The following is a 22,883-nucleotide window of genomic DNA, read 5'->3' on the forward strand; positions in this document are numbered from 1 at the left end:
CATAATGTGTATACCCCAATGTGATTACGCCAGTTTCAAAATAAAAAATTCACATTCACCCCATGTAAAAAACCTTTTTATAAGTATGAAAAAAATTTAGGAATTAGTTTATCTTTTTTTAATGTTTTATTTAGAGGCAGTTTATAGTCGAGTATTAACATAAGAAACGTAGCAACTAAGCTCGTATATGACGCACTGCTACTTTAATCGCTAACCGTACTACCTAAAATCATAAAATAAGGAGACGATAAAACATGAACAAAAAAACAAAAACACTATCATCCATACTGCTCGGATTCACATTAGCATTAACAGGGTGTGCTGGTACTAAAGCTGAAGAAAATCATGGGAAACAAAAGCAAGAACAAGTTGCTAAAGAAACAAAAAAGGAAAATAAATTAACTAAAGGGCAAAAAATGGCTAATATTCTTAGCGAGACAAATTGGCAAGGTACACGAGTGTATGACAAAGATAAGAATGACTTAACAAAAGAGAATGCAAACTTCATCGGTCTTGCAAAATATGATGCGAAGTCAGGCAGATATGAATTTTTTGATGCTAAAACAGGTGCAAGTCGTGGCGATAAAGGAACTTTCTTTATCACAAATGATGGGAAAAAGAGAATATTAATTTCAGAATCAATGAAGTATCAAGCTGTCGTTGACATGACAAAACTAAATAAAAATCTATTTACTTATAAACGAATGGGGAAAGACGCTAACGGTAAAGATGTAGAAGTTTTCGTTGAACATGTTCCATATAAAGAAAAAGAACTTTCTTTCACTGATCCGGACAAGCAGCTGAACACGACTACAGGAGATATTGTTAAAAACGTTGATGGAGATAAAATTTTAGGCGGTACCCTTTGGCACGGAACAAAGGTATTAGACGAAACTGGTAACGATGTAACACAGTTTAATTCGAATTTTATAAGTCTAGCAAAATTTGATGACAAATCTAATAAATATGAGTTCTTCAATAGCGAAACAGGTCAAAGCCGCGGTGATTATGGCTACTTCGATGTTGTACACGAAAATAAAATAAGAGCCCATGTTTCAATTGGAAATAACAAATACGGTGCTGCTCTTGAACTTACTGAACTAAATAAAAATAAATTTACGTATAAAAGAACTGGTAAAGACCAAGCTGGTAACGATATAACTATATTCGTTGAACATGAACCTTATAAAGGTGATATGAAACCACAATTTAGCTTTTAAAAACGTTTGATTCTCTTTAAAAAATCATCTCATATCCACCCTCAACACTTCAGCTTGATTGTTGAATATGAAAACTTTAAAAAGCCTTACTACACATAAATTGTAGTAAGGCTCTGACTATTTAAGATAAAAATTAAAAGACTTCATTCCATCTATACAAATAAAGTTTAACAACTGATATTATCATCCCCTCCAAGGAAAAGAAACCTTATTTCAACTTTCCTATTGATAAGTTAACACGATAATTCCCGTATTTTAATAGTCGTCCTAGAAAGTTATCTAAGTCTTCATTGGAAGCAAAATGTGTTTTTAATAAATAACACCCCTCACCACTTATACGGTGTACTTCAGAAACCCCTTCTTCTCCTTGAAAGAAATTCATAAACTCTTGGTGATTGGCTGTTGTTACGAACAAAGTAACAAATGCAGTCACTACTTGCCCTAATTTAATTCGGTTTATTGCAATTGTATACTGTTCAATAATCCCTAGATCCTCTAATCTTCGAATTCGATTTCCCACAGCTTGCCCCGTCATATGTATTTTTTGGCCAAGTTCTTTCCATTGTATTCTTGAGTTTTCTCCTAATAATTTCAGTATCTCAAAATCTGTTTGATCAATGATATAAACCAATCCTTTCACCGTGAAAGTAGAAAGCCCGAAAGTATTTCGCCAACTTATTCTGCTTATCGATACAATTCACTATACTTAGTTTATCCTCTTACATCACATTATTTATCAGCTATATTTACTTATAACACAGAGGACACAACAAAAAAATACATCTAGATTTAAAGGAGGTTACAAATATGTTATTACAAGAAATTCTAGCGTTCAATGAACACTTTGTAGAAAATAAGGAATACGCTCATCGTGAAGCGACAAAGATGCCTAAAAAACGTATGGTTGTTGTTTCTTGCATGGATGCTCGTTTAATTGAGCTACTTCCAAAAGCTTTAGATATACACGATGGTGATGCAAAAGTTATCAGAAATGCAGGTGGTAAAATTGCTTCTGCTTTTGATAGTGTTATGCAAGGTGTTGTAGCGTCAGTATACGATTTAAATGCAGATGAGATTTTCCTTATTGGACACCATAGATGTGGCGCGAGCCAAACGAATCCAAAAGGAACACTTCAAAAAATATTAGATCGCGGAGTAGTTTCACCAGAAATTTTATCAGCGATTGAATATGCTGGTATTGATCTTGAAAAATGGTTATTCGGATTTGATGATGTTTGCGACTCAACGCAAGCTAATGTTGATTTAGTAAGAAATCATCCACTTATCCCAAAAGATGTTCCTGTACATGGTTTAGTTATTGACCCTCACACAGGTAAATTAGATGTAGTGGTTGATGGCTATAAAGCGTTAAATAGTGAAACAAAATAATAATTATCACGTATATGAAAGGAAGTTATGAGATATGAAAAAACAAGTATTAGATATGAATAGACAAGAAGCTACGCAAAAAATTCTAGCAGCAAAAATTAAAAAAGGGTTAACTTGGGAAGAAATTGCAAAAGTAAGTGAAAACTCTGAGACTTGGGTTGTAACAGCATTATTAGGACAAGCTACAATGACACGTCCAGAAGCAGAAAAAATCGGTAAACTATTAGAATTAGATGAAGAAGTAGTTCAAGCATTAACAGTAGTTCCACTTCGTGGCCAAATAATGGAGATGCCTCCTACGGACCCGATTGCATATCGTTTATATGAAATGATGTTACAATATGCACCAACTATTAGAGAATTAATCTTAGAAAAAGCTGGCGAAGGTGTAATGAGTGCAATTAACTTCAACTTGGGTGTAGATACACAAGAAGATCCAAAAGGTGGCGATCCTCGTATCGTGATTACACTTAACGGTAAATTCTTACCATTCCGTGCATGGTAATTAATTTAAAATCTATCTATATAATTAAATTAATTTTATAGATTTACAAAATCCATCCTTTTTAATCTAACTGTGTAGAAAGGATGGATTTTTACTATGAAATTCTTTTTCGGCAAAGGAGAATAATATGAATAAAAAATACTTTAATACGAGCTTTAATATTCTACAATGGTTTGTGTTTCTATTAGCAAATGCAATTGCATTACCTATAATTATTGGTGGCATATTTCATTTACCAATAGAAGATGTCTCAACATTAATGCAGCGAACTTTTTTAGTTGTAGGAGTAAGTTCATTTATACAATCATGGTTTGGGCATCGCTATCCCATTGCGGATGGGCCAGCCGGTTCATGGGTAAGTATATTTGTCATATTGGGACAAGTCGCTATGCATCAGGGACAAAGTGCAAAAGACGTTTTGCAACTTTTAGAAGGTGGATTAATTATTTCAGGCATATTACTCTTCGTTCTTGGTATAACAGGGCTTGTTCATCGAATCTTACGTTTATTTACCCCTTTAGTTACAGGAACTTTTCTTTTAATCTTAGCACTTCAGCTTAGTGGTGTGTTACTAAAAGGAATGATGGGATTACAAGGATCTGCAACTCATCCTGACTATACAACAGCTACTATTGCTCTCTTTGTTTTTGCCCTTATTACTTTCTTATCAATTAAAGGGAGAGGATGGATGAAAAGTTACGCTGTATTACTTGGAATTTCATGCGGTTGGCTTTTGTATGCAGTATTAGGAAAATCATCTCATATGCCTTCGCACACAACGCTAGTTAAGTTACCAGAAATATTTGCTTGGGGCACACCTAGATTCGATATTGGAATGACTCTAACTGCAACTTTATTTACATTTCTTTTAGTTGCAAATACAATTGCTGCTATTTCGGCTGTAAAACAAGTGGCCCCATTATCTAAAGAAAATGAAAGGCAAACACTGAACCGTGGTGTCTGGGTCGGAGGTATATCACATATTATCTCGTCGTTGTTCTCTACAATTGGAATTGTACCATTACCTGCATCAGCAGGATTTATCCAACTAACAGGACAAAGAAAAGTGAAGTCGTTCCTTATAGCAAGTCTTATATTAGCAGGAATTTCTTTTATTCCCTCAATTGTAAACTTTATATCCTTGCTACCAGGACCTATTGCTAATGCTGCACTTTTAGCAACACTTGTCCAAGTAATAGGAATTTCATTTCAATCCATTTTACGCGAAGAAGTAAATCAACGCCGATTAACTATATTAGGAATTTCATTACTAATCAGTTTAGGAATAATGTTTCTTCCAGAAAGTGCATTTAGCGGTATTACTTCTTCCTTACAATATGTTTTAAGTAATGGCTTACTTGTGGGTACCATACTTGTCATTCTATTAGAACAATTTTGGAAAGAGTAAAAAGCGCCCTACTTATAGGGCGCTTGTTTTATACTTAATGACTAATACTAGCTGTTGGGTATAATGTTGTTCCTCCAATTGAAACTTTTATTTCATTTGTTAATGGAACATTTTGTTCATTAATAATTGTTCTCCACCATTCCCATGCAAGACCTGTACATTCTCTTGCTACAATTTTTATATTTTTTGAGTTCGGTGGAAGAGGGATAACTGTAGAGTAATGAGCCGTTTTGTCTTTTCCGCTACCATCCCATGTTTTATGTGTTAATACTTCGTTACCCTTTTGGTCAAATGTGAATTCATCCCAAGATACATCAAATTGAGCAACGTAAGCACCGTAATGATCAAGTGTCATTTTAGCACTTGAATATTCTGTAGTTGTCGTCTCAATATAATCTGTATTGTTATGAACAGCAGCAGTTGCATTATCTTTTAAGAAAGTGCTTGTATATGAAATTGGGTATGCTGGATTTTTAAGACTTAATTCAGCATTATCTTTAATGATATTTCGGATTTCATTGAAATCTTTAGTAACAACCTTGTTATGCTCTTTCGCATCTCCGCCTAATACTACAGCAGTAAAGGTACTTTCTTCAAAAATATCTTTATACTGTCCACTTGTTTCAACGCTGTTATTCTTAAGTAAGGCTTTAAAAGCAGCTTGTACATCTTTGCTCTTAGATGTTGTTTCTAATTTTACATAAATCGTTCTACCATAAGCTACATTTGAAACCATAACAGGTGGAGCCGAATTACTTACGCCTTTTCGAGTTAACTCGTCAAAAGTAACGCTATTATCAAAAAGGTCGGATGGATTGTTAGGTAGTTCAGCACTTACCGTATAAAATATTTGCTTATACGCCGCTACCATCACTTTTTTCTCTCCATTTGCAACCGCATTAAAATCAATGTTTAGACTGTTATCAAGATATTTAGCGTTAACATTAAGAGCACTTGCTATTTGTGATTTACTATAAACCATAGATTCCGTATACTGCATTCTTGCAGGTAACGTATGTGTTGTAGAATACTTTTCATTCCAAGTAGATACTAAATCGTCTACTGCTCCAGCTACATTACCATATGTCGGATTTTGGACAGTGATTGTATTTTCTTTTCTCATGCCCGGTAAGTCTATACTAATATTCAAAGGCTTTCTCTTAGCCACTAATAAACTTGGTTGATTGTCTGCAAAAGCTTTATTTGCAAGTTGTACAGCTCCTGGATACGTGCGATTCACTACAGAATCAATAATTGAAATATCGACTGGTGACGTTGTAAGTGATTTTTTCTCGCGTTCCACTACTACAAATTTACCATTTGAATTGATACTTTCTTTCGGAACAAAACTTTCTACTTTATCACCATTTACAGCTAAAACCTCTTGATTATTATATTTAAGATTTGCTATACCAGTATTAATGCCACTAGCATTTTTGGTTACATCAGTTGCATTACTTGCTTGTGTTTCTGCGAAGGAAATAGATGAATAATTAATAGTGCATAGACTAACTAATAAACATGCAAGGAACTTTCTTCTTTTAGTGTTTTTCTTAATATTCAGAAAAATCACCCCGTTCTTTTTTTAGTAAAATATGATAATGATTGATAAATGATAGCTAACTAATAAACTTACATAAATGCTTTTAAAAGTTCTTGAATTAACGGGATTACGCCACCTACAAATTTTAAAACTGCCATTGCGATTTCCATATTATTTCCTCCTTTTTATTGCTACGAAATTTTGATTTATCTTTATGCCCTCATTATAGTGACCCCTTACACTTTTATCAATACACTCTGATATGCAATATTACATATAAAAAAACAAGCTGAATTCTTTTAAAAAGTTATACAGAGATATTTTTTTCGTTTGGTACATACTTGAAAAGGTGAAGTATTCTTTTGCATTTTATAAGTAATCACATAAAAAAAGCTGCTGCCTATAAAATACAGACAGCAACTTCAACTAGAGTGGCTTGCATAATCTACGCAAGCTACAGTATTTTTTCACATTTTATAACTAATAAACTGCGATTGGCCCATAAGGACCATTAATAATTTCTATTTTTGTTTCAAAAATATCTGTCAAAAGTGTTGAGTCCATAACCTCTTCTACTGTTCCAAAAGCAGCAATTTGTCCATCTTTCATAGCACAAATTTTATCCGAGTATTTAGCTGCAAAATTTATGTCATGCATAACAGTCAAAATTGTTCTTCCAAATTCATTAGCTGCACGTCTTAAATGCTCCATCATTTGAACAGAACGAGCAACATCAAGGTTGTTCAGAGGTTCGTCCAAAAGTACATATTCCGTCTCTTGGCACAATACCATCGCTACATATGCCCTTTGTCTTTGACCACCAGAAAGCTCATCTAAATATCTATTCTCTAAACTAGTTAAATCTAAGAAATCGATATATTTAGAAATGATAACCTCATCTTCTTTAGTCAATCTTCCCTTTGAATAAGGAAAGCGCCCAAATCCAACTAATTGTCTAACTGTAAGCCTAGTTACAAAATGATTTTCTTGTCGCAATATAGTCAAAACTTTTGCTAAGTCTTTCGATTTAGATTCAGAAACATCCATATTTGCTACCTGAATTTGGCCTTCATCCATATCTAAAAGTCTGCCAATCATCAAAAGTGTCGTTGACTTTCCAGCACCATTTGGTCCAATTAAAGAAGTAAAGCCTGCTTTTGGTATTTCAATATCCAAAGGTCCTATTTTTACCTTATCAGTATAGAACTTTTTAACATTATCAATTTTTATCATAAAGCCCTCTTCCTTAAAACTATAGTTAAGAATATGATTCCACCAAATAATTCAATAATAACTGAAACTACACCTTGAGCATGGAATACATGATACATTAAAAAGTATGCGCTCGTCATTATTAAAAATCCTATAGCAAAAGCCATTGGGAAAATATATCTATGATCATAAGTTGACGCCGCCTGATAACTCAAAGTTGCTACTAAAAAGCCGTAGAAAGTAAGTGGCCCAATTAGAGCTGTTGAAATAGACATCAAAATAGCTACTAATACAAGCGTATAAATTACACTAGGTTGATATTTAACTCCAAAAGAAGTAGCAACATCTTTTCCTAGTGACAAAACATTCAAATTCTTAGAATGAGCAAAAATTAATACCGCTACAATTATGATCATAGGAATTACAATAGGAAAATATGCAGGATCTGCATGATTAACAGAACCAAATAATCTTGCTTGTAAAATATCAAATTCTGAAGGCGCAAGTAGTTTTCTCATGAAAGTTGACACAGAATTTAGCCCGGTACCAATAATAATTCCAACTAAAAGCATAAGTTGTAAATTCCCGTATTTACCGGAAAGTAACCATCCATAAAGTATTAAACTCATGAAGACCATAACAACAACTTGGAATAAAAATGATCCAATTCCATTAAAATTTATTAACGCACTAGCACCAAAGAAGAATACTGTACTCGTTTGAATTGCTGAATAAAGTGATTCGAAACCTAAAAGTGAAGGAGTAATAATTTTATTATTCGTAATAGATTGGAAAGCAACTGTCGACAAGCTATGGCAAACCGCAGCAATAATCATTGCAACAATAGCTACTATCCTTCTCTTAACGACTGGGATAAAAGAAGGTGAATCTATCGGAACTGGATTGTTATAAACTAAAAGTCCATATGAAGAAAGAAGACCTAAAGCAATCAATGTTATCAGTAAAATCCAATAACGTCTTGCTTCCTTCTTAGACCGAAAAGCGCTAGCTGATCTACTTTCATTATGAAGGCTAGAATCGATTTCGACATTTTCTTTTTTTCTATATTCTAATGTGATCATCGTAGCCTCCTTGGTTTTCTTTTTCTCAATAAAATAGTAATAAACACGACTGCTCCCACTGTTGCAAGTATTAAAGAAACAGGTAATTCAAAAGGCTGTATAATTGTTCGAGAAATGATGTCACAGGCAGTTATTGATCCCATTCCGATCACACAAACCCAAGGTAAATTACTCCTAAGATCATCACCTCTAAACATTGAAACGATATTTGGCACAATTAATCCTAAGAAAGGTAAGTGTCCAATAACAGCTGCAACAATTCCAACTGCAACAGAGATAAGAGCAGTCCCAAAAAGAACAATTCTATTGTAATTAACTCCAAGACTTGTTGCGACATCTTCTCCTAGTCCAGCTAAAGTCAATCTATTAGCATACATAAAAATAAGAAAAGTAATGATAACAATCAGCCATAAATATTCATATCTTCCCACCTGAATGTTAGCAAATGAACCTACAAACCAAGTTTCAATACTTTGCGTCTTTTGAAAAAGGAGTCCTAAAAAAGTAGACACTGCAGAAATTACTGCTCCAAGCATCAATCCAATAATCGGAACAATTAAAGACGAACGAAGCTTAACTCTTCTTAAAAATAGAAAGAAAATCATAGTTCCTATAAAAGAAAAAATGATTGCACCAGTCATTCTTTGAACTAAAGTCGGGGCAGGAAATAGTAAATACACAAAAAGCAGGCCTAAGCCTGACCATTCAATCGTCCCCGTTGTAGTAGGTTCAACAAAGCGATTCTGTGTAATGAGTTGCATGACGAGCCCTGCCATCGCCATTGCAGCTCCAGTAAGCATTAATGCAACTGTTCTCGGAACACGAGTGATGAAAAACATCTCCATTCCGTCCTCTTGTCCACGTATATCATAAACTCCAGTAAACAGTGATATAATCCCTAAAATTATAACAACTACAATCGCTATTATAAAAGGTTTTGTCCATATTTTATTTTGATTATAAAACTGGGGTTGAGAAATATTCTCAACCCTAGAAATCATATTTTTTGACACTGTTTCGTACCCCTTTACACTACTTAGCTAAAGTTTTTGCAAGATTTCCAAATAACTCTATATAAGTTTGAATTGATTCATTTGTGTAAGTATCTTCTGGTGCATAAATAACTTGTTTTTTAGAAACAGCAGTTGTGTTTTGAAGAGCTGGTGATTTAGAAATAACATCCTTAGCTGGAGCTGACTTAGCTGCATCAGATGTTGCAGCATCACGATCTAATACGAAAAGCCAATCAGGATTTGTTTGTGCAATAGCTTCAACAGAAACGTCATCACCTTTATGACCTGCAGTAGAATTCGAAACTTCTAATGCTGGAGTCCAACCGAAAATGTCATACATAGGTCCCCAAACGCGACCAGAATGTGGAGCAGCAAAGCCAATATTTCCACCAGTAACGATAACACTCATAACTTTATCTTTTCCGTTATAAGCAGATTTTGCTTTTTCAATAGATTTATCGAAATCAGCTACTAATTGTTTAGCTTCTTTATCTTTATCAAAGATTTTTCCTAGAGTAGTTGTAGAATTTTTAAGTCCATCTACTAAATTTTTTCCAGGCGTAGTAGATTTCTCAGAAACATCAAAATTAAGATCAATAACAGCTGCATTTGGCACTAATTTTTTGATTTCTTCGTAATGATCAGCAAATCTTTGACCAACGATTACAAGGTCAGGGTTTGCCGCTGCAATAATTTCAAGATTTGGTTCGCGGTGATTTCCAATATTTTGAACTTTTTCATCCTTTTTATATGCTGAATCAGCAGGCATGATATCCTTTGGAGCAGCCGCTAATTTAATTCCCCAATCAGATAAAGTTTCAAAAGTTCTGTTATCCAAAGCAACTACATTCTTTGGGTTTACAGGTACTTTAACAGTTCCATGAGCATCAGTGATTTCAACCGTTTTTGGCTTATCATTACCATTATCTTTATTATTAGCCTTCGAAGTTTCTTTACTTGAATCTGAGCAAGCCACTAACATTAAAGTAAAAATTGCTAGAATACTCACTAATTTTAAAAGCATAGATTTTTTCATATGTATACTCCTTATAGTGTGATTTATTTCGAAAATGATGACATCCATAGATTGAATTAGAAGGTAACTTTTATTCAATTGAATCGCTATTGATAATCATTTTCATTTGAACATCCTGTTAATTAGTATAGTCATTAATTCTGTGAAAATCTTGTGAATGGTGCGAATTCATAAAATCAGGCATAGAAAGTAATATGTGAAGTCGGGCGTATTGATTAACCTTTATTCTTCAGAGCGTGTCGATTTTTTTCGAGTAGACACTTTCATTAGATCTGGTCTCAACTAATGCGAGCTAGAATCGTCCCCTCCACACTACCCAAAAGATGCTCATTAATAGCTAATGTTTTCATAATCCATTGCCTGATAGAAATATTCTTTTTACAGTTTTCATCTATTAATATTTCTCAGAAACTATTTGATTATCACATTTAACAAAAAAGCGAGTAAAACTGAATGAAACAATTTTACTCGCTTTTCTATTACCTTATTTTATCATTCAATCATTGAATAGCCTCTGCCGTGTATCGTTTGAATATATCTGTCTTTCTTCTCGCACTTTAACTTTTTTCTTACATACCCAATATATAAATCTACTACATTTGGATTTACTACTACGTTATATCCCCAAACTTGATTCAAAAGCATTTCACGGCTCAATATTGTGTTTTTATTCTTGATTAAAAATACAAGTAAATCGTACTCACGCTTAGTAAGTGAGAGATTTTCGCCACCTTTTTTCACAAGATTGCTAGATGCATCAACAAAGAGATCTTTAAACTGAAAAAAGTTTATCTCCTTTTGCTGGTTACAATCACTTCTCCTTAAAATTGCTTGAACCCTTGCTACTAATTCTTCTTTCGCAAATGGTTTTCTAATATAATCATCTGCTCCTGCTTGTAACCCTGCAACGCAATCCTTACTAGAAATATTGTCAGTCACAATAATGATCGGTGTCGTTTTAACAAGTCGTATTTGTCTGCAAATTTCTGGTCCCGATATACTTAATGAATCCCAATCCAATATGATAATATCCCAATCTTGTTCATATATTATATTTAAACCTTCGTTTTCATTGTGAAGTTTTAAAATGAAATAGCCTTCTTGCGTTAGACCGCTTACTATTTTCTTTGCTGAAGACCGTTCATTTTTAATCACCAACACCTGCTTCACCGATGGTTCACCTCTACTTCAATATAAATTATTTAGATAAAAAATTATCCCGAAAAAATAATTTAAGATTTATAAATTTAAAACCCCTAAATAATCCATTAAAACAGTTTATTAGGAGAACTCTATATAATCTTACAATAGGTATGGATAAAAACACAAAACATATGAAGATTCGAATAAAGTAAAAAAATAATAACTACTTAACAATTGAGCGTTTACAATCTGCTATAGTATCTACCCGCTTATCATCAATAACCATTTTTTATTCTCTCTTTCAGGGATACCGTCCCATCAACTTCAGCATTCTATAAAACCACAAACAAAAAGAACCATAACCTCGCCAATCTGGCAAAGTTATGGTTCATATCATACAAAATAAAAAACCACCAAATATGTATTGGTGGAGACGGTGGGAGTCGAACCCACGTCCAAAAATATCGGCACTTAAGCTTCTACGAGTGTAGTCGATATATTAGCATTTCGCGAACTCTTCGGCCTATCGACAGGCTTCCAAGTTGCTAGTCTGGTTATTCTCTTCCTTTGTCCTCAGACGGCGAACTCCGGCGTAGTCCACTTAGTTTGAGTCCCTTACCCTACCACATGGACGATGGAGGGAGGAACCTTTAGTGCAATTAAGCAGCTAAAGAAAGATTGTTTTGTTTGCCAATTATAGGCTTTGACGTTTTAACGAGGCCGATCCCCTCGACTCGCAACCTAAGCTCGAACTATCCCTGTCGAATCCGTAACGTCCCCATGATAAAAATGGAGCATACGAAGAAAATATCGTGATAGCTACTAAGAGCTGTTTTTCAATGTGCAACAACCTTACATAAGTTATTATAACATACGCGCTCCATTTTACAAATGTAAATATCTGTATTACATCTTTTGGCGATCACGGAACGCGCGTGCAATTTCACGTTTAGCTTCTTTCTCTTTTAAATCGTGACGTTTATCGTATTGCTTCTTACCTTTTGCTAAACCAAGTGCCATCTTTGCAAATCCATTTTTTAAATAAATTCTAAGTGGAACTAATGCGTAACCTGTTTCTTTCGCAGCGCCCGCTAGTTTATCAATTTCTTTTTTATGCAGAAGTAATTTTCTCGTACGAAGTGGATCATGGTTGAAACGATTCCCTTGTTCGTACGTATTAATGTGCATATTATGAACCCATACTTCACCATTATGTACACGTGCAAACGCATCTTTCAAGTTTACGCGTCCAGCGCGAATCGACTTAATTTCCGTTCCTTGAAGGACAAGCCCTGCTTCGTATGTTTCTTCGATGAAATAATCATGAAATGCTTTTTTATTCTGTGCAATAACCTTACCTGTACCCTTTGGCATATAACGTCCCTCCTCTATTTTTACTATTGTAACAAATGTTAATAAAAAGCGAAAGTGGCTCGCTCTCAAGCCACGAAGAAAAAAGAAAACGGCCCCGCTTTTCATCAAAGCGAAGCCACTCTTTTCTTACTTACGCTTTTTCTTTTTCTTCTTGAATCCTGGTACGTTTTCGAAGAATGCTTTTTTCTTCTTACCGTTACCATCTTTTTTTCCTGGCTGGCTAGCAGAAGCGGATGCAGATGCAGATCCTCTTCCTTTTCCTTTTCCTTTACCACCACGGTCAAATTTTCTACCTGTGCCACGTTCACCGCCGCGCTCATTACTGCGCTCGCTACGTCCACCGCGTTTCTTTCTGCCTGTTCTTGGCTGCTCGATAACGACTGGACGATCTTTGAACTTACGGCGAGGTGTGCCTTTCATGCCAACGATTTCAAAGTCGATTGCACGCTCGTCTTTGTTTACGTTAATAACGCGAATTGTAATTTCATCACCGATGCGGAATACGTTTCCTGTACGTTCTCCGATCATAGCGAAATGTTGCTCGTCATAACGGTAGTAATCATCCGTTAAGTAGCTAACGTGTACAAGACCTTCAATTGTATTTGGAAGCTCTACGAATAAACCGAAGTTTGTTACAGAGCTAATCATACCGTCATACTCTTCACCGATCTTATCAACCATATACTCTGCTTTTTTCATCTCATCTGTTTCACGCTCTGCTTCAACAGCACGGCGTTCCATATTAGAAGAGTGCTCTGCAATCTCAGGTAATTTTTCACGCCATTTTGCTTGCGTTTCGTTGTCGACTTTACCATTAATAATGTATTCACGAATTAATCTATGAACGATTGTATCTGGGTAACGACGAATTGGTGATGTGAAATGTGTGTAGAACTCAGTTGATAAACCGAAATGTCCTAAACTATCCGCATCGTAACGAGCTTGCTTCATAGAACGAAGCATAACTGTTGAAATAACTACTTCTTCTGGCTGTCCTTGAACCATTTCAAGAATTTGTTGCAGCGCACGAGGGTGCACTTCATTCGCACGTCCTTTTACCGCATATCCGAAGTTCGTTACAAACTCGAAGAAACGCTCAAGCTTATCTTCTTTCGGATCTTCATGGACACGGTACATAAACGGTACGTTCATCCAGTGGAAGTGCTCTGCTACTGTTTCATTCGCAACAAGCATAAATTCTTCAATTAACTTCTCTGATACAGAACGATCGCGCATGACAACGTCTGTCGGTTTTCCTTCTTCATCTACTAATACTTTCGCTTCTTTAAAGTCAAAGTCAATTGCACCACGGCGCATACGTTTTTCACGTAAAATTTGTGCCAATTGACCCATCTCTTTAAACATCGGTACGAGCGGCTCATAACGCTTAATTAACTCTTCGTCCTCATCTTCTAAAATGCTTCTTACGTCAGCATACGTCATACGCTCTGTCGTTTTAATCACACTTTGGAAAATCTCGTGTTTAACAACATCACCTAAGTTGTTGATTTCCATTTCACAAGATAATGTCAGACGGTCTACTTTCGGATTTAATGAGCAAATACCGTTAGATAGACGATGCGGAATCATCGGGATTACACGGTCAACAAGATACACACTTGTCGCTCTTTCCGCTGCTTCAACATCAATTGGAGAGCCTTCTTGAACGTAATGACTTACATCCGCAATGTGAACGCCTAGCTTGTAGTTACCGTTCTCAAGCTTCGTTACTGTAACAGCATCATCTAAGTCTTTCGCATCTGCACCATCAATCGTTACGATCATTTGATCACGCAGGTCGCGGCGATCTTTTAAATCTTCTTCTGAAATCGTTTCTGGTACACTGTTTGCATGCTCCATCACTTCCTCAGGGAATGCTAAAGGTAAATGATGTTTATGAATGACAGATAAAATATCTACTCCTGGATCATTTTTATGACCTAGAATTTGAATAACTTCACCTTCTGCACTTAAACGATTCTCTGGATAGCTCGTAATTTTCACAACTACTTTATGACCTTCTACAGCACCCATTGATGCGCTTTTCAAGATAAAGATATCACTCGTCCAGCGCTTATTGTCAGGTATAACAAATCCAAAGTTTTTCGATTCTGTATATGTACCAACTAGTTCTTTCGTTCCACGCTCTAAAATGCGTACAATTGAACCTTCTTGACGCGAACCGCTCGATTGAGAACTAAGGCGTGCTAATACTGTATCGCCATGAAGTGCACCGTTTAATTCTGTAGGCGGGATGAAAAGATCATCGTCTCCCGTTTTCTTCTCGTCTGGTACAACGAATGCAAAACCACGTGCATGTCCAATTAACTTACCTCTTACTAAATTCATCTTTTCAGGAAGACCGTAACGGTTGCTACGAGTACGAATAACAAGTCCCTTTTCTTCCATCGTTACAAGTGCCTTTACGAAATCTTTAAAGCCCTCAGAACCTTCAATCCCAAATGCCTCTTCTAACTCTTGTATCGTTAGCGGTTTATACGCTTCTTCTCTCATAAATAATAACAACTTATCAATATGTTCTTGTATGATTTCTTCCAAGCAAAAATACCTCCTTTAAAACCTTATATTATTTAGTGTATCCGAAAGATAGGGGATGTATAAAGTGAAACTTCAATACTCCCCTTATGATTTTTACAGTTTTCACAAAAAATTCCTTATGAAAAAAAGAGGCAACTAGATCTTACCAATCTAGTTGCTCCAAGAAGTTATATACATCCTCATGTAGCTCGTCACGTTGTTTATCAAGTGTAATGACATGCGTAGAGTCTTCATACCATTTAATGTCTTTTAACGTAGATTCTACACCGTTATAAATAATGTTAGCACTATCTGTATTAATCATTTCGTCATGACGTGCTTGTACAACAAATGTTGGCGCATAAATCATATCCACATTGTTACGTACGTCAGCAATTAATTGTTGTAATGCTTTTAATGTATTCATCGGTGTCTTTTGGAATTCCAACATTTCTTGTTCAATTTGTTCTGGTGATTTTTGCTCACGTTTTTTATATTCGCGGGCATATGCCAATATACCTTGGTACATCGTTTCTTCACTCTTAATATACATCGGTGCACACATTGGTACTACACCTAAAACCGGTACTGTATAACCTAATTTTAAAGAAAATACGCCGCCAAGTGACAATCCAACAACAGCAATTTTCTCAAAACCTTTATCTTTTAAAAGCTGATATGCCTCCGTTACATCTTGCCACCAATCTGTAGGCCCTGTATGAACAAGCTCTTCTGGTGGTACACCGTGCCCTTTATAAATTGGCGCATGACAAGTATAGCCTTTCTTTTCTAAGAAACGCCCTAACATACGTACATCAGCTGAGTTCCCTGTGAATCCATGTAGTAATAAAACAGCGCGGTCTCCACCCTCAAATGTAAATGGTTTCGGAGATGCTAATTTCATCATGTATTTCTCCTCTTTCTCTTCTGTAATCTAGTCGTATTCTTTCTATATCTAGTGTACCATATTTGTATTTCTATAATCTAATTAGAAACATCTTTCAAATAGCAAAACAAAAAAAGAAGAACCATTAGTACCATTCACTAACGCTTCTTCTTTCAATTCTATAAATTGAAGTACGTAACACCAATTGTTAATACAAAGAACAATACAGCTAAAACAATTGTAATACGGTTTAATACCGCTTCAATTCCACGTGCCTTTTGCTTACCAAATAATTGCTCCGCACCGCCTGAAATTGCACCTGAAAGGCCTGAGCTATTACTAGATTGCATAAGTACCATAACAATCATTAAAATCGATACAATAATAAGTAAAACTGATAATAACGTATGCACTTGGCGTACCTCCTACAAAGATTCAGTTATTGTAACTGTAGCATAAATTCTATAGAAAAGCGAGAGCTATAGAGGCGCTCTCGCTTTTCTTCTATTACATAAACATCATCGCAAATAACGGTCCAAGTAAACATGTCAAAATTGCTGTTAATGTCATTGTTACCGATCCAATAACACCTTCATGTTCGTTATTTTTCATCGCTCTCATCACGCCCATAATATGAGAAGCACATCCAAATCCGATACCTTTACCAACTGAGTTTGTAACACGGCTCCATTTTAATAAAAGGGGTCCTGTAATCGTTCCAGTAATACCTGCGATAACAACGAAAGCTGCTGTTAAGGAAGGTACACCACCAACTTGTTCAGAAACACTCATCGCAACTGGCATTGTCACCGATTTTGGTAATGACGATAAGATTAAGCTTTTATCCGTTCCCATAAGTGAAGCAATCGCAAAATCACTAGCGATTGCAACTGTTGTACCTACTAATACCCCGCCAGCAATCGGTACAACATATTTTTGCAGAACATGACGTTGTTTATAAAGAGGAATTGCAAATGCTACAACACCGGGTCCAAGTAGCTTTGCAATCCAGCCACCACCACTTTCCATATAATGTTGATATGGTATATCAAGCACGATAAATAGGAAAGCCATTAATCCAGTTGCTACAAGCATTGGAATGGTGAATGGTGTTGGAAATAATTTATAGATTTTTTTAGATAATTGATATAATAGCACCGTAAAAAGAACCCAACCGATTCCGATTAATATTTGGCTCATCGCGACTCTCTTTCCTTCCTATTCGCAAGATATTGTCCTGTATGTCCTGCGACAATAATAATTAAAAATGTACTCGCTACAACTGTAATGAAAAGAGAAATTCCTTTACTCATAAAAAAAGCACCGTAATTCATTAGGCCAAGCGTTGGCGGAATTAATAAAAACGGCATAATAGCAACGAGTGTTTCTGCTCCTAAATCGAACCATTTCACTGGAAGAACTTTTAGGCTAAGTAAAACAAGTAAGAGGAACATTCCAATCAAACTTCCTGGAATCGGAATATTTAACATTTCTTGCACCCAAGTTCCAACCATATAAAACACGTAAAGAGCAGCAATTTGGACAAGAATCTTTGTAAATTTCATGTTCATCATCCCTCATGTTTATACGATCTTCTGTTAATATCTTTATCATAGTATAAATTGTAAAAAGCTGCAATTTATCAACTTGACAGCAAAAACAGCCTATGTTATACGCTTACAACCTTGATATGACTGCATTTTCAAACGAAAATTACGTCAAAAACCTTGACCTAATATAAAAAGTTTTTATTTTCTGAATTTAAAAGACTATTATTTCAATAAAATAATCTTTTTATCCTTAAACTTACATATATATAAAGTGAAACTTTAATCATTGAGGTTTTCCTCATCCCCATTAATTATTATCCCTCACCAAGCGGATTTGTACCGGATAAACAAGATAGGTGGTGAACATATGCCCAAAAAAGTTCTCATTTTTTGTGATCCTGGGATTGATGATACGATGGCTCTCCTCTTAGCATTCTTTATCGATGAAATAGAAATCATCGGTATCGTTGCTGATTACGGCAATGTTCCAAAAAAAATGGCCGTAGAAAATGCTCATTTTTTTAATAACGAAACAAAGAATAGAAATATCAAGATATTCGGTGGTTCAGAACGTCCCCTTACAGGTGCCCCACCTGCGTTTTTTACGGATGTACATGGGAAACAGGGGCTCGGTCCAATTATTCCAAAGGTGAATGTGACTAACGGAGAAATGGAGAATTTTTTTGAAGTCATTCCTCTTATTGAACAGTATAAAGATGAATTAATCATTGTAAGTTTAGGAAGACTTACCTCCCTAGCAATTTTATTCATCGTATGTAAACAGTTAATGAAGCAAGTTAAATCTTACTACGTAATGGGCGGTGCCTTTTTACATCCTGGTAATGTTACCCCTATCTCCGAAGCAAACTTTTATGGCGATCCTACTGCTGCTAATATAGTCCTTCAATCTACAGCTAACATGTACATATACCCATTAAACGTTACCCAATATTCCGTCATTACACCAGAAATGGCAGAATACATTGAGGCAAAAGGAAAAGCTCCACTTGTCAAACCGTTATTTGATCATTATTACTACGGATATTATAAAGACGCCCTACCACATTTAAAGGGGAGCCCCTTCCATGACACAATGCCAATACTCGCTTTATTTGATAACTCTATGTTCACGTATCATAAATCACCTATTGTTGTCATGACAGAATCCTCTGCACAAGGAGCAAGCATAGGGGAATTTCGTTCTCTAGTGAACCAGAAGCCATTTATTGATTGGCCGGTTCATCAAATCGCAATTGATTTTGACTATAACCGCTTCTTCAAACATTTCATGTCACTTATGACGGGTGAACAATTTTAGCATAAAAAAACAGACCGTGATTTCTCACGGTCTGTCGTTTATTTTCTACAATTATCGTTTGATGTTATAGAAAGATTTGATACCATCGTAAACAGCGATTTCGCCTAGTTCGTCTTCGATGCGTAATAATTGGTTGTACTTAGCAATACGGTCAGTACGGCTCATAGAACCAGTTTTGATTTGGCCAGCGTTAGTTGCAACTGCGATGTCAGCGATTGTAGCATCTTCAGTTTCACCAGAACGGTGAGATACAACTGCTGTGTAACCAGCACGTTTAGCCATTTCGATAGCTTCGAAAGTCTCAGTTAAAGTACCGATTTGGTTAACTTTAATTAAGATTGAGTTAGAGATACCTTTTTCGATACCTTCAGCAAGTTTTTGAGTGTTAGTTACGAATAAATCGTCACCAACTAATTGTACTTTATCACCGATACGCTCAGTTAATAATTTGTGACCATCCCAGTCGTTTTCGTCTAAACCATCTTCGATAGAGATGATTGGGAAGTCTTTGCAAAGCTCTTCATAGAAATCAACCATTTCTGCAGAAGTTAAGCCAGTACGGCCTTCGCCTGCAAGGTCATATTTACCAGTTTCTTTGTTGTAGAACTCAGAAGAAGCAACGTCCATTCCTAAGAATACGTTCTCGCCAGCTTTGTAACCAGCTTTTTCGATAGCTTCGATGATTACTTCTAAAGCTTCACGGTTAGAACCAAGGTTTGGAGCGAATCCACCTTCGTCACCTACTGCAGTGTTAAGACCTTTGTCATGTAATACAGCTTTAAGTGCATGGAATACTTCAGCACCCATACGGATTGATTCTTTGAATGTTGGAGCACCAACTGGTAAGATCATGAACTCTTGGAAGTCAACGTTGTTATCAGCGTGAGAACCACCGTTGATGATGTTCATCATTGGAGTTGGTAATTGTTTTGCATTGAATCCACCAAGGTAACGGTATAATGGAAGACCTACGAAGTCAGCTGCTGCGTGAGCTACTGCCATAGATACACCAAGGATAGCGTTAGCGCCTAGTTTACCTTTGTTTGGAGTGCCATCTAATTCGATCATAGCACGGTCGATACCAGCTTGGTCAGTTACATCGAAACCAGCGATTTCTGGAGCGATAATTTCGTTAACGTTGTTTACTGCGTTAACAACACCTTTACCAAGGTAACGAGATTTGTCACCGTCACGTAATTCTACTGCTTCGTGCTCACCAGTAGATGCACCACTTGGTACGATAGCGCGTCCGAAAGCGCCGCTTTCTGTGTAAACTTCTACTTCTACAGTTGGGTTACCACGAGAATCAAGGACTTCGCGAGCATAAACATCAATAATTGTTGACATAATAAATTCTCTCCTTTTTATATAAGCAAATTATTTAATAATTGTTTTACCTGTCATTTCTTTCGGTTGTTCCACATTTAAAAGTGTAAGCATTGTTGGAGCGATATCTCCTAAAATACCACCTTCACGAAGCTCTACATCATTTTTTGTAACGATGAAAGGAACCGGGTTAGTTGTATGAGCTGTCATAGGACCGCCATCAGCAGTTAACTCCTGATCAGCATTACCATGGTCAGCAGTAATAAGTGCTACACCATCTTTTGCAAGAATCGCTTCTACAACTTTTCCTAAACATTCGTCAGTTGCTTCTACTGCTTTAATTGTTGGTTCCATCATCCCAGAATGGCCAACCATATCACAGTTCGCAAAGTTAAGAATGATAACATCATGTTTATCATTTTCGATTTCATTTACTAAAGCGTCCGTTACTTCGTAAATGCTCATTTCAGGTTTCAAGTCATACGTTGCAACCTTCGGTGAGTTAATTAAGATACGCTCTTCTCCTGGGAATTCAGCCTCACGACCACCGCTAAAGAAGAATGTAACGTGCGGATACTTTTCAGTTTCCGCGATGCGAAGTTGCTTTAATCCCGCTTGCGCAACAACTTCACCTAAAGTGTTATCAAGGTTCATTGGCTTGAATGCCACGTATCCATCTACAGTTTCACTGAAGTGTGTCATACATACGAATTCTGGAATGTGAGGTACTTTTTCACCACGATCGAACTCACGGAAGTCTTCGTTTGTAAATACACGAGCAATTTGAATTGCACGGTCTGGACGGAAGTTATAGAAGATAACTGCATCATCATCATTGATTGTTGCAACTGGCGTGTTATCTTCGTTAACAATTACAGACGGCAATACGAATTCATCATAGATACCGTTAGCATAAGAGTCTTCTACACACTCTTCTGCTGATTTATAAGTAGGGCCTTCACCATTCACCATAGCACTGTAACATTTTTCTACGCGATCCCAACGCTTGTCACGGTCCATAGAGTAATAACGACCAGAGATAGTCGCGAATTGTCCTACTCCTGTTTCTTTAATTACTTCATTCGTTGCATCGATATAACCTTTTGCTGTTTGTGGTCCAACATCGCGGCCGTCTAAGAATGCATGGATATAAACTTTCTCCACGCCTTCTTTTGCTGCTAAGCGAAGAAGAGCAAACATATGGTTCATGTGACTGTGCACACCACCGTCAGAAAGTAAACCGAATAAATGAAGTGCAGTACCTTTTTCTTTTACGCTTTTAATTGCATTTTGAAAAGTTTCGTTCTTATCGAACTCGCCTTCACGAATTGCAACGTTAACGCGTGTTAAGCTTTGATATACTACGCGGCCAGCACCGATATTTAAGTGACCAACCTCAGAGTTACCCATTTGACCTTCTGGAAGACCTACTGCCTCGCCACAAGCTGTAAGCGTTGTGTGAGGGAATTTGTTCCAGTAACCATCAAAATTAGGTTTCTTAGCTTGTGCTACAGCATTCCCGTAAGTTTCTTCACGAAGTCCGAAACCGTCAAGAATGATTAAAGCTGTTGGCTTTCTCATTTTACCGCCCCCAGAAGACCTAAGAACGAAGCAGGCTCTAAGCTAGCACCGCCAACTAAAGCGCCGTCGATGTCAGATTGTGCCATATACTCTTTAATGTTTTCTGGTTTTACGCTACCGCCGTATTGGATACGAACAGCTTCTGCAGCTTCTGGAGAAACAGCTTCTGCAACAACTTTACGGATGTGCGCACATACTTCGTTTGCATCTGCAGAAGAAGAAGATTTACCTGTACCGATAGCCCAGATTGGCTCATAAGCGATAACAGTTGCTTTAACTTGCTCTTCTGTTAAACCTGCAAGTGCTTTTGTCACTTGACCTGCTACTAGATCAAATGTTTTTCCGCTTTCGCGCTCTTCTAAAGTCTCACCACAACATACGATTGGTGTTAAACCATGTTCAAATGCTGCGATAGTCTTTTTGTTTACTGACTCATCTGTTTCAGCAAACATTTCACGACGCTCAGAGTGGCCAAGTACTACATAGCCAACTTTTAAGTCGCTAAGTGCTACTGGGCTAATTTCGCCAGTGAATGCACCATTTTTTTCGAAGTGCATGTTTTGTGCACCTACTTGTAAGTCAGTTCCTTCAGTTGCTGCTACAAGGCGCTCTAAGAATAGAGCTGGAGAGCAAACTACTGCATCAACAGCTGAAGCTGCTGGGATTTGACCTTTAACTTCCTCTACGAAGCTAACTGCTTCAGATAGAGTTTTATTCATTTTCCAGTTACCTGCGATAATTGGTTTACGCATGCTTTGC

The 22,883-nt window shown here is 36.5% G+C and carries 21 protein-coding genes and 1 other RNA gene; 5 read left to right on the forward strand and 17 right to left on the reverse strand.

What is annotated here, in order from left to right; genetic code table 11:
• Nucleotides 1-254 precede the first annotated feature (254 nt).
• Entirely contained in the window at nt 255-1,220 is a 966-nt protein-coding gene (locus tag N2V80_RS25365) for a DUF4822 domain-containing protein (protein WP_025709813.1), read from the forward strand.
• Nucleotides 1,221-1,428: 208 nt separating this feature from the next.
• Here the strand turns inward: N2V80_RS25365 and N2V80_RS25370 are convergent, their stop codons facing one another.
• Complete coding sequence (locus N2V80_RS25370) at nt 1,429-1,860, reverse strand: Lrp/AsnC family transcriptional regulator (protein WP_025709812.1); 432 nt, start codon at nt 1,858-1,860, stop codon at nt 1,429-1,431.
• A gap of 167 nt (nt 1,861-2,027) precedes the next feature.
• Here N2V80_RS25370 and N2V80_RS25375 point away from each other — a divergent pair, with 167 nt between their 5' ends.
• From N2V80_RS25375 to N2V80_RS25385, 3 genes are all read left to right on the forward strand, one after another.
• Nucleotides 2,028-2,609: a beta-class carbonic anhydrase gene (locus tag N2V80_RS25375; protein ID WP_025709811.1), complete on the forward strand. Its 582-nt coding sequence runs from the start codon at nt 2,028-2,030 to the stop codon at nt 2,607-2,609.
• Between the two features lie 55 nt (nt 2,610-2,664).
• Entirely contained in the window at nt 2,665-3,114 is a 450-nt protein-coding gene (gene cynS / locus N2V80_RS25380; RefSeq protein WP_025709810.1) for a cyanase, read from the forward strand.
• A gap of 127 nt (nt 3,115-3,241) precedes the next feature.
• Nucleotides 3,242-4,522 carry a purine/pyrimidine permease gene (locus N2V80_RS25385; protein ID WP_061655240.1) on the forward strand — a complete coding sequence of 427 codons (1,281 nt, stop codon included), beginning with the start codon at nt 3,242-3,244 and terminating at the stop codon, nt 4,520-4,522.
• Between the two features lie 34 nt (nt 4,523-4,556).
• Here the strand turns inward: N2V80_RS25385 and alo are convergent, their stop codons facing one another.
• The 13 genes from alo to N2V80_RS25450 form a co-directional block, all read right to left on the reverse strand.
• Complete coding sequence (gene alo, locus N2V80_RS25390; protein ID WP_000576732.1) at nt 4,557-6,095, reverse strand: anthrolysin O/cereolysin O family cholesterol-dependent cytolysin Alo; 1,539 nt, start codon at nt 6,093-6,095, stop codon at nt 4,557-4,559.
• Nucleotides 6,096-6,545: 450 nt separating this feature from the next.
• Nucleotides 6,546-7,298: an iron ABC transporter ATP-binding protein gene (locus tag N2V80_RS25395; RefSeq protein ID WP_000590071.1), complete on the reverse strand. Its 753-nt coding sequence runs from the start codon at nt 7,296-7,298 to the stop codon at nt 6,546-6,548.
• Nucleotides 7,295-8,359: an iron chelate uptake ABC transporter family permease subunit gene (locus tag N2V80_RS25400; protein ID WP_000631245.1), complete on the reverse strand. Its 1,065-nt coding sequence runs from the start codon at nt 8,357-8,359 to the stop codon at nt 7,295-7,297. The genes N2V80_RS25395 and N2V80_RS25400 overlap by 4 nt, the downstream gene beginning before the upstream one ends.
• The gene (locus N2V80_RS25405) at nt 8,356-9,372 is read right to left on the reverse strand and encodes an ABC transporter permease (RefSeq protein WP_061655239.1); all 1,017 of its coding nucleotides are present in this window, start codon (nt 9,370-9,372) and stop codon (nt 8,356-8,358) included. The genes N2V80_RS25400 and N2V80_RS25405 overlap by 4 nt, the downstream gene beginning before the upstream one ends.
• Nucleotides 9,373-9,391: 19 nt before the next feature.
• A complete protein-coding gene (locus N2V80_RS25410) occupies nt 9,392-10,408 on the reverse strand; it encodes a siderophore ABC transporter substrate-binding protein (RefSeq protein WP_061655238.1) in 1,017 nt (338 codons plus the stop codon).
• Between the two features lie 492 nt (nt 10,409-10,900).
• The gene (locus N2V80_RS25415; RefSeq protein WP_061655237.1) at nt 10,901-11,578 is read right to left on the reverse strand and encodes a response regulator transcription factor; all 678 of its coding nucleotides are present in this window, start codon (nt 11,576-11,578) and stop codon (nt 10,901-10,903) included.
• 398 nt (nt 11,579-11,976) lie between these two features.
• Nucleotides 11,977-12,331, reverse strand: a transfer-messenger RNA (tmRNA) gene (gene ssrA / locus N2V80_RS25420).
• A gap of 126 nt (nt 12,332-12,457) precedes the next feature.
• On the reverse strand, nt 12,458-12,925 hold the full coding sequence (smpB, locus tag N2V80_RS25425) for an SsrA-binding protein (protein WP_001123919.1): 468 nt from the start codon (nt 12,923-12,925) through the stop codon (nt 12,458-12,460).
• A 126-nt stretch (nt 12,926-13,051) separates the two neighbouring features.
• Nucleotides 13,052-15,484, reverse strand: a complete 2,433-nt coding sequence (rnr, locus tag N2V80_RS25430; protein WP_061655236.1) for a ribonuclease R — start codon at nt 15,482-15,484, stop codon at nt 13,052-13,054.
• A 142-nt stretch (nt 15,485-15,626) separates the two neighbouring features.
• Nucleotides 15,627-16,367, reverse strand: a complete 741-nt coding sequence (estA, locus tag N2V80_RS25435) for a carboxylesterase (protein WP_000761986.1) — start codon at nt 16,365-16,367, stop codon at nt 15,627-15,629.
• A gap of 161 nt (nt 16,368-16,528) precedes the next feature.
• Nucleotides 16,529-16,762 (reverse strand): preprotein translocase subunit SecG, encoded by a 234-nt coding sequence (gene secG / locus N2V80_RS25440; protein WP_000557264.1) that lies wholly within the window; start codon nt 16,760-16,762, stop codon nt 16,529-16,531.
• 94 nt (nt 16,763-16,856) lie between these two features.
• On the reverse strand, nt 16,857-17,549 hold the full coding sequence (locus tag N2V80_RS25445; RefSeq protein WP_000078304.1) for an LrgB family protein: 693 nt from the start codon (nt 17,547-17,549) through the stop codon (nt 16,857-16,859).
• Nucleotides 17,546-17,914, reverse strand: coding sequence for a CidA/LrgA family holin-like protein (locus tag N2V80_RS25450; protein ID WP_000673222.1), 369 nt, complete (start codon nt 17,912-17,914; stop codon nt 17,546-17,548). Before N2V80_RS25450 ends, N2V80_RS25445 begins: the two co-directional genes overlap by 4 nt.
• Nucleotides 17,915-18,266: 352 nt before the next feature.
• Between N2V80_RS25450 and N2V80_RS25455 the strand changes: the two genes are divergently transcribed.
• Nucleotides 18,267-19,217 carry a nucleoside hydrolase gene (locus tag N2V80_RS25455; RefSeq protein ID WP_061655235.1) on the forward strand — a complete coding sequence of 317 codons (951 nt, stop codon included), beginning with the start codon at nt 18,267-18,269 and terminating at the stop codon, nt 19,215-19,217.
• A gap of 51 nt (nt 19,218-19,268) precedes the next feature.
• Here N2V80_RS25455 and eno read toward each other — a convergent pair whose 3' ends face one another.
• From eno to tpiA, 3 genes are read right to left on the reverse strand one after another with little or no spacing between them, the layout of a single operon-like run.
• A complete protein-coding gene (eno, locus tag N2V80_RS25460) occupies nt 19,269-20,564 on the reverse strand; it encodes a phosphopyruvate hydratase (RefSeq protein WP_000103951.1) in 1,296 nt (431 codons plus the stop codon).
• A gap of 30 nt (nt 20,565-20,594) precedes the next feature.
• A complete protein-coding gene (gene gpmI, locus N2V80_RS25465) occupies nt 20,595-22,124 on the reverse strand; it encodes a 2,3-bisphosphoglycerate-independent phosphoglycerate mutase (protein ID WP_001231158.1) in 1,530 nt (509 codons plus the stop codon).
• Nucleotides 22,121-22,876 carry a triose-phosphate isomerase gene (gene tpiA / locus N2V80_RS25470; RefSeq protein WP_001231038.1) on the reverse strand — a complete coding sequence of 252 codons (756 nt, stop codon included), beginning with the start codon at nt 22,874-22,876 and terminating at the stop codon, nt 22,121-22,123. The genes gpmI and tpiA overlap by 4 nt, the downstream gene beginning before the upstream one ends.
• Nucleotides 22,877-22,883 lie beyond the last annotated feature (7 nt).

It is taken from the genome of Bacillus sp. FSL W8-0640 (genome assembly GCF_038007725.1).
GTDB classification, from domain to species: Bacteria; Bacillota; Bacilli; order Bacillales; family Bacillaceae_G; genus Bacillus_A; species Bacillus_A cereus.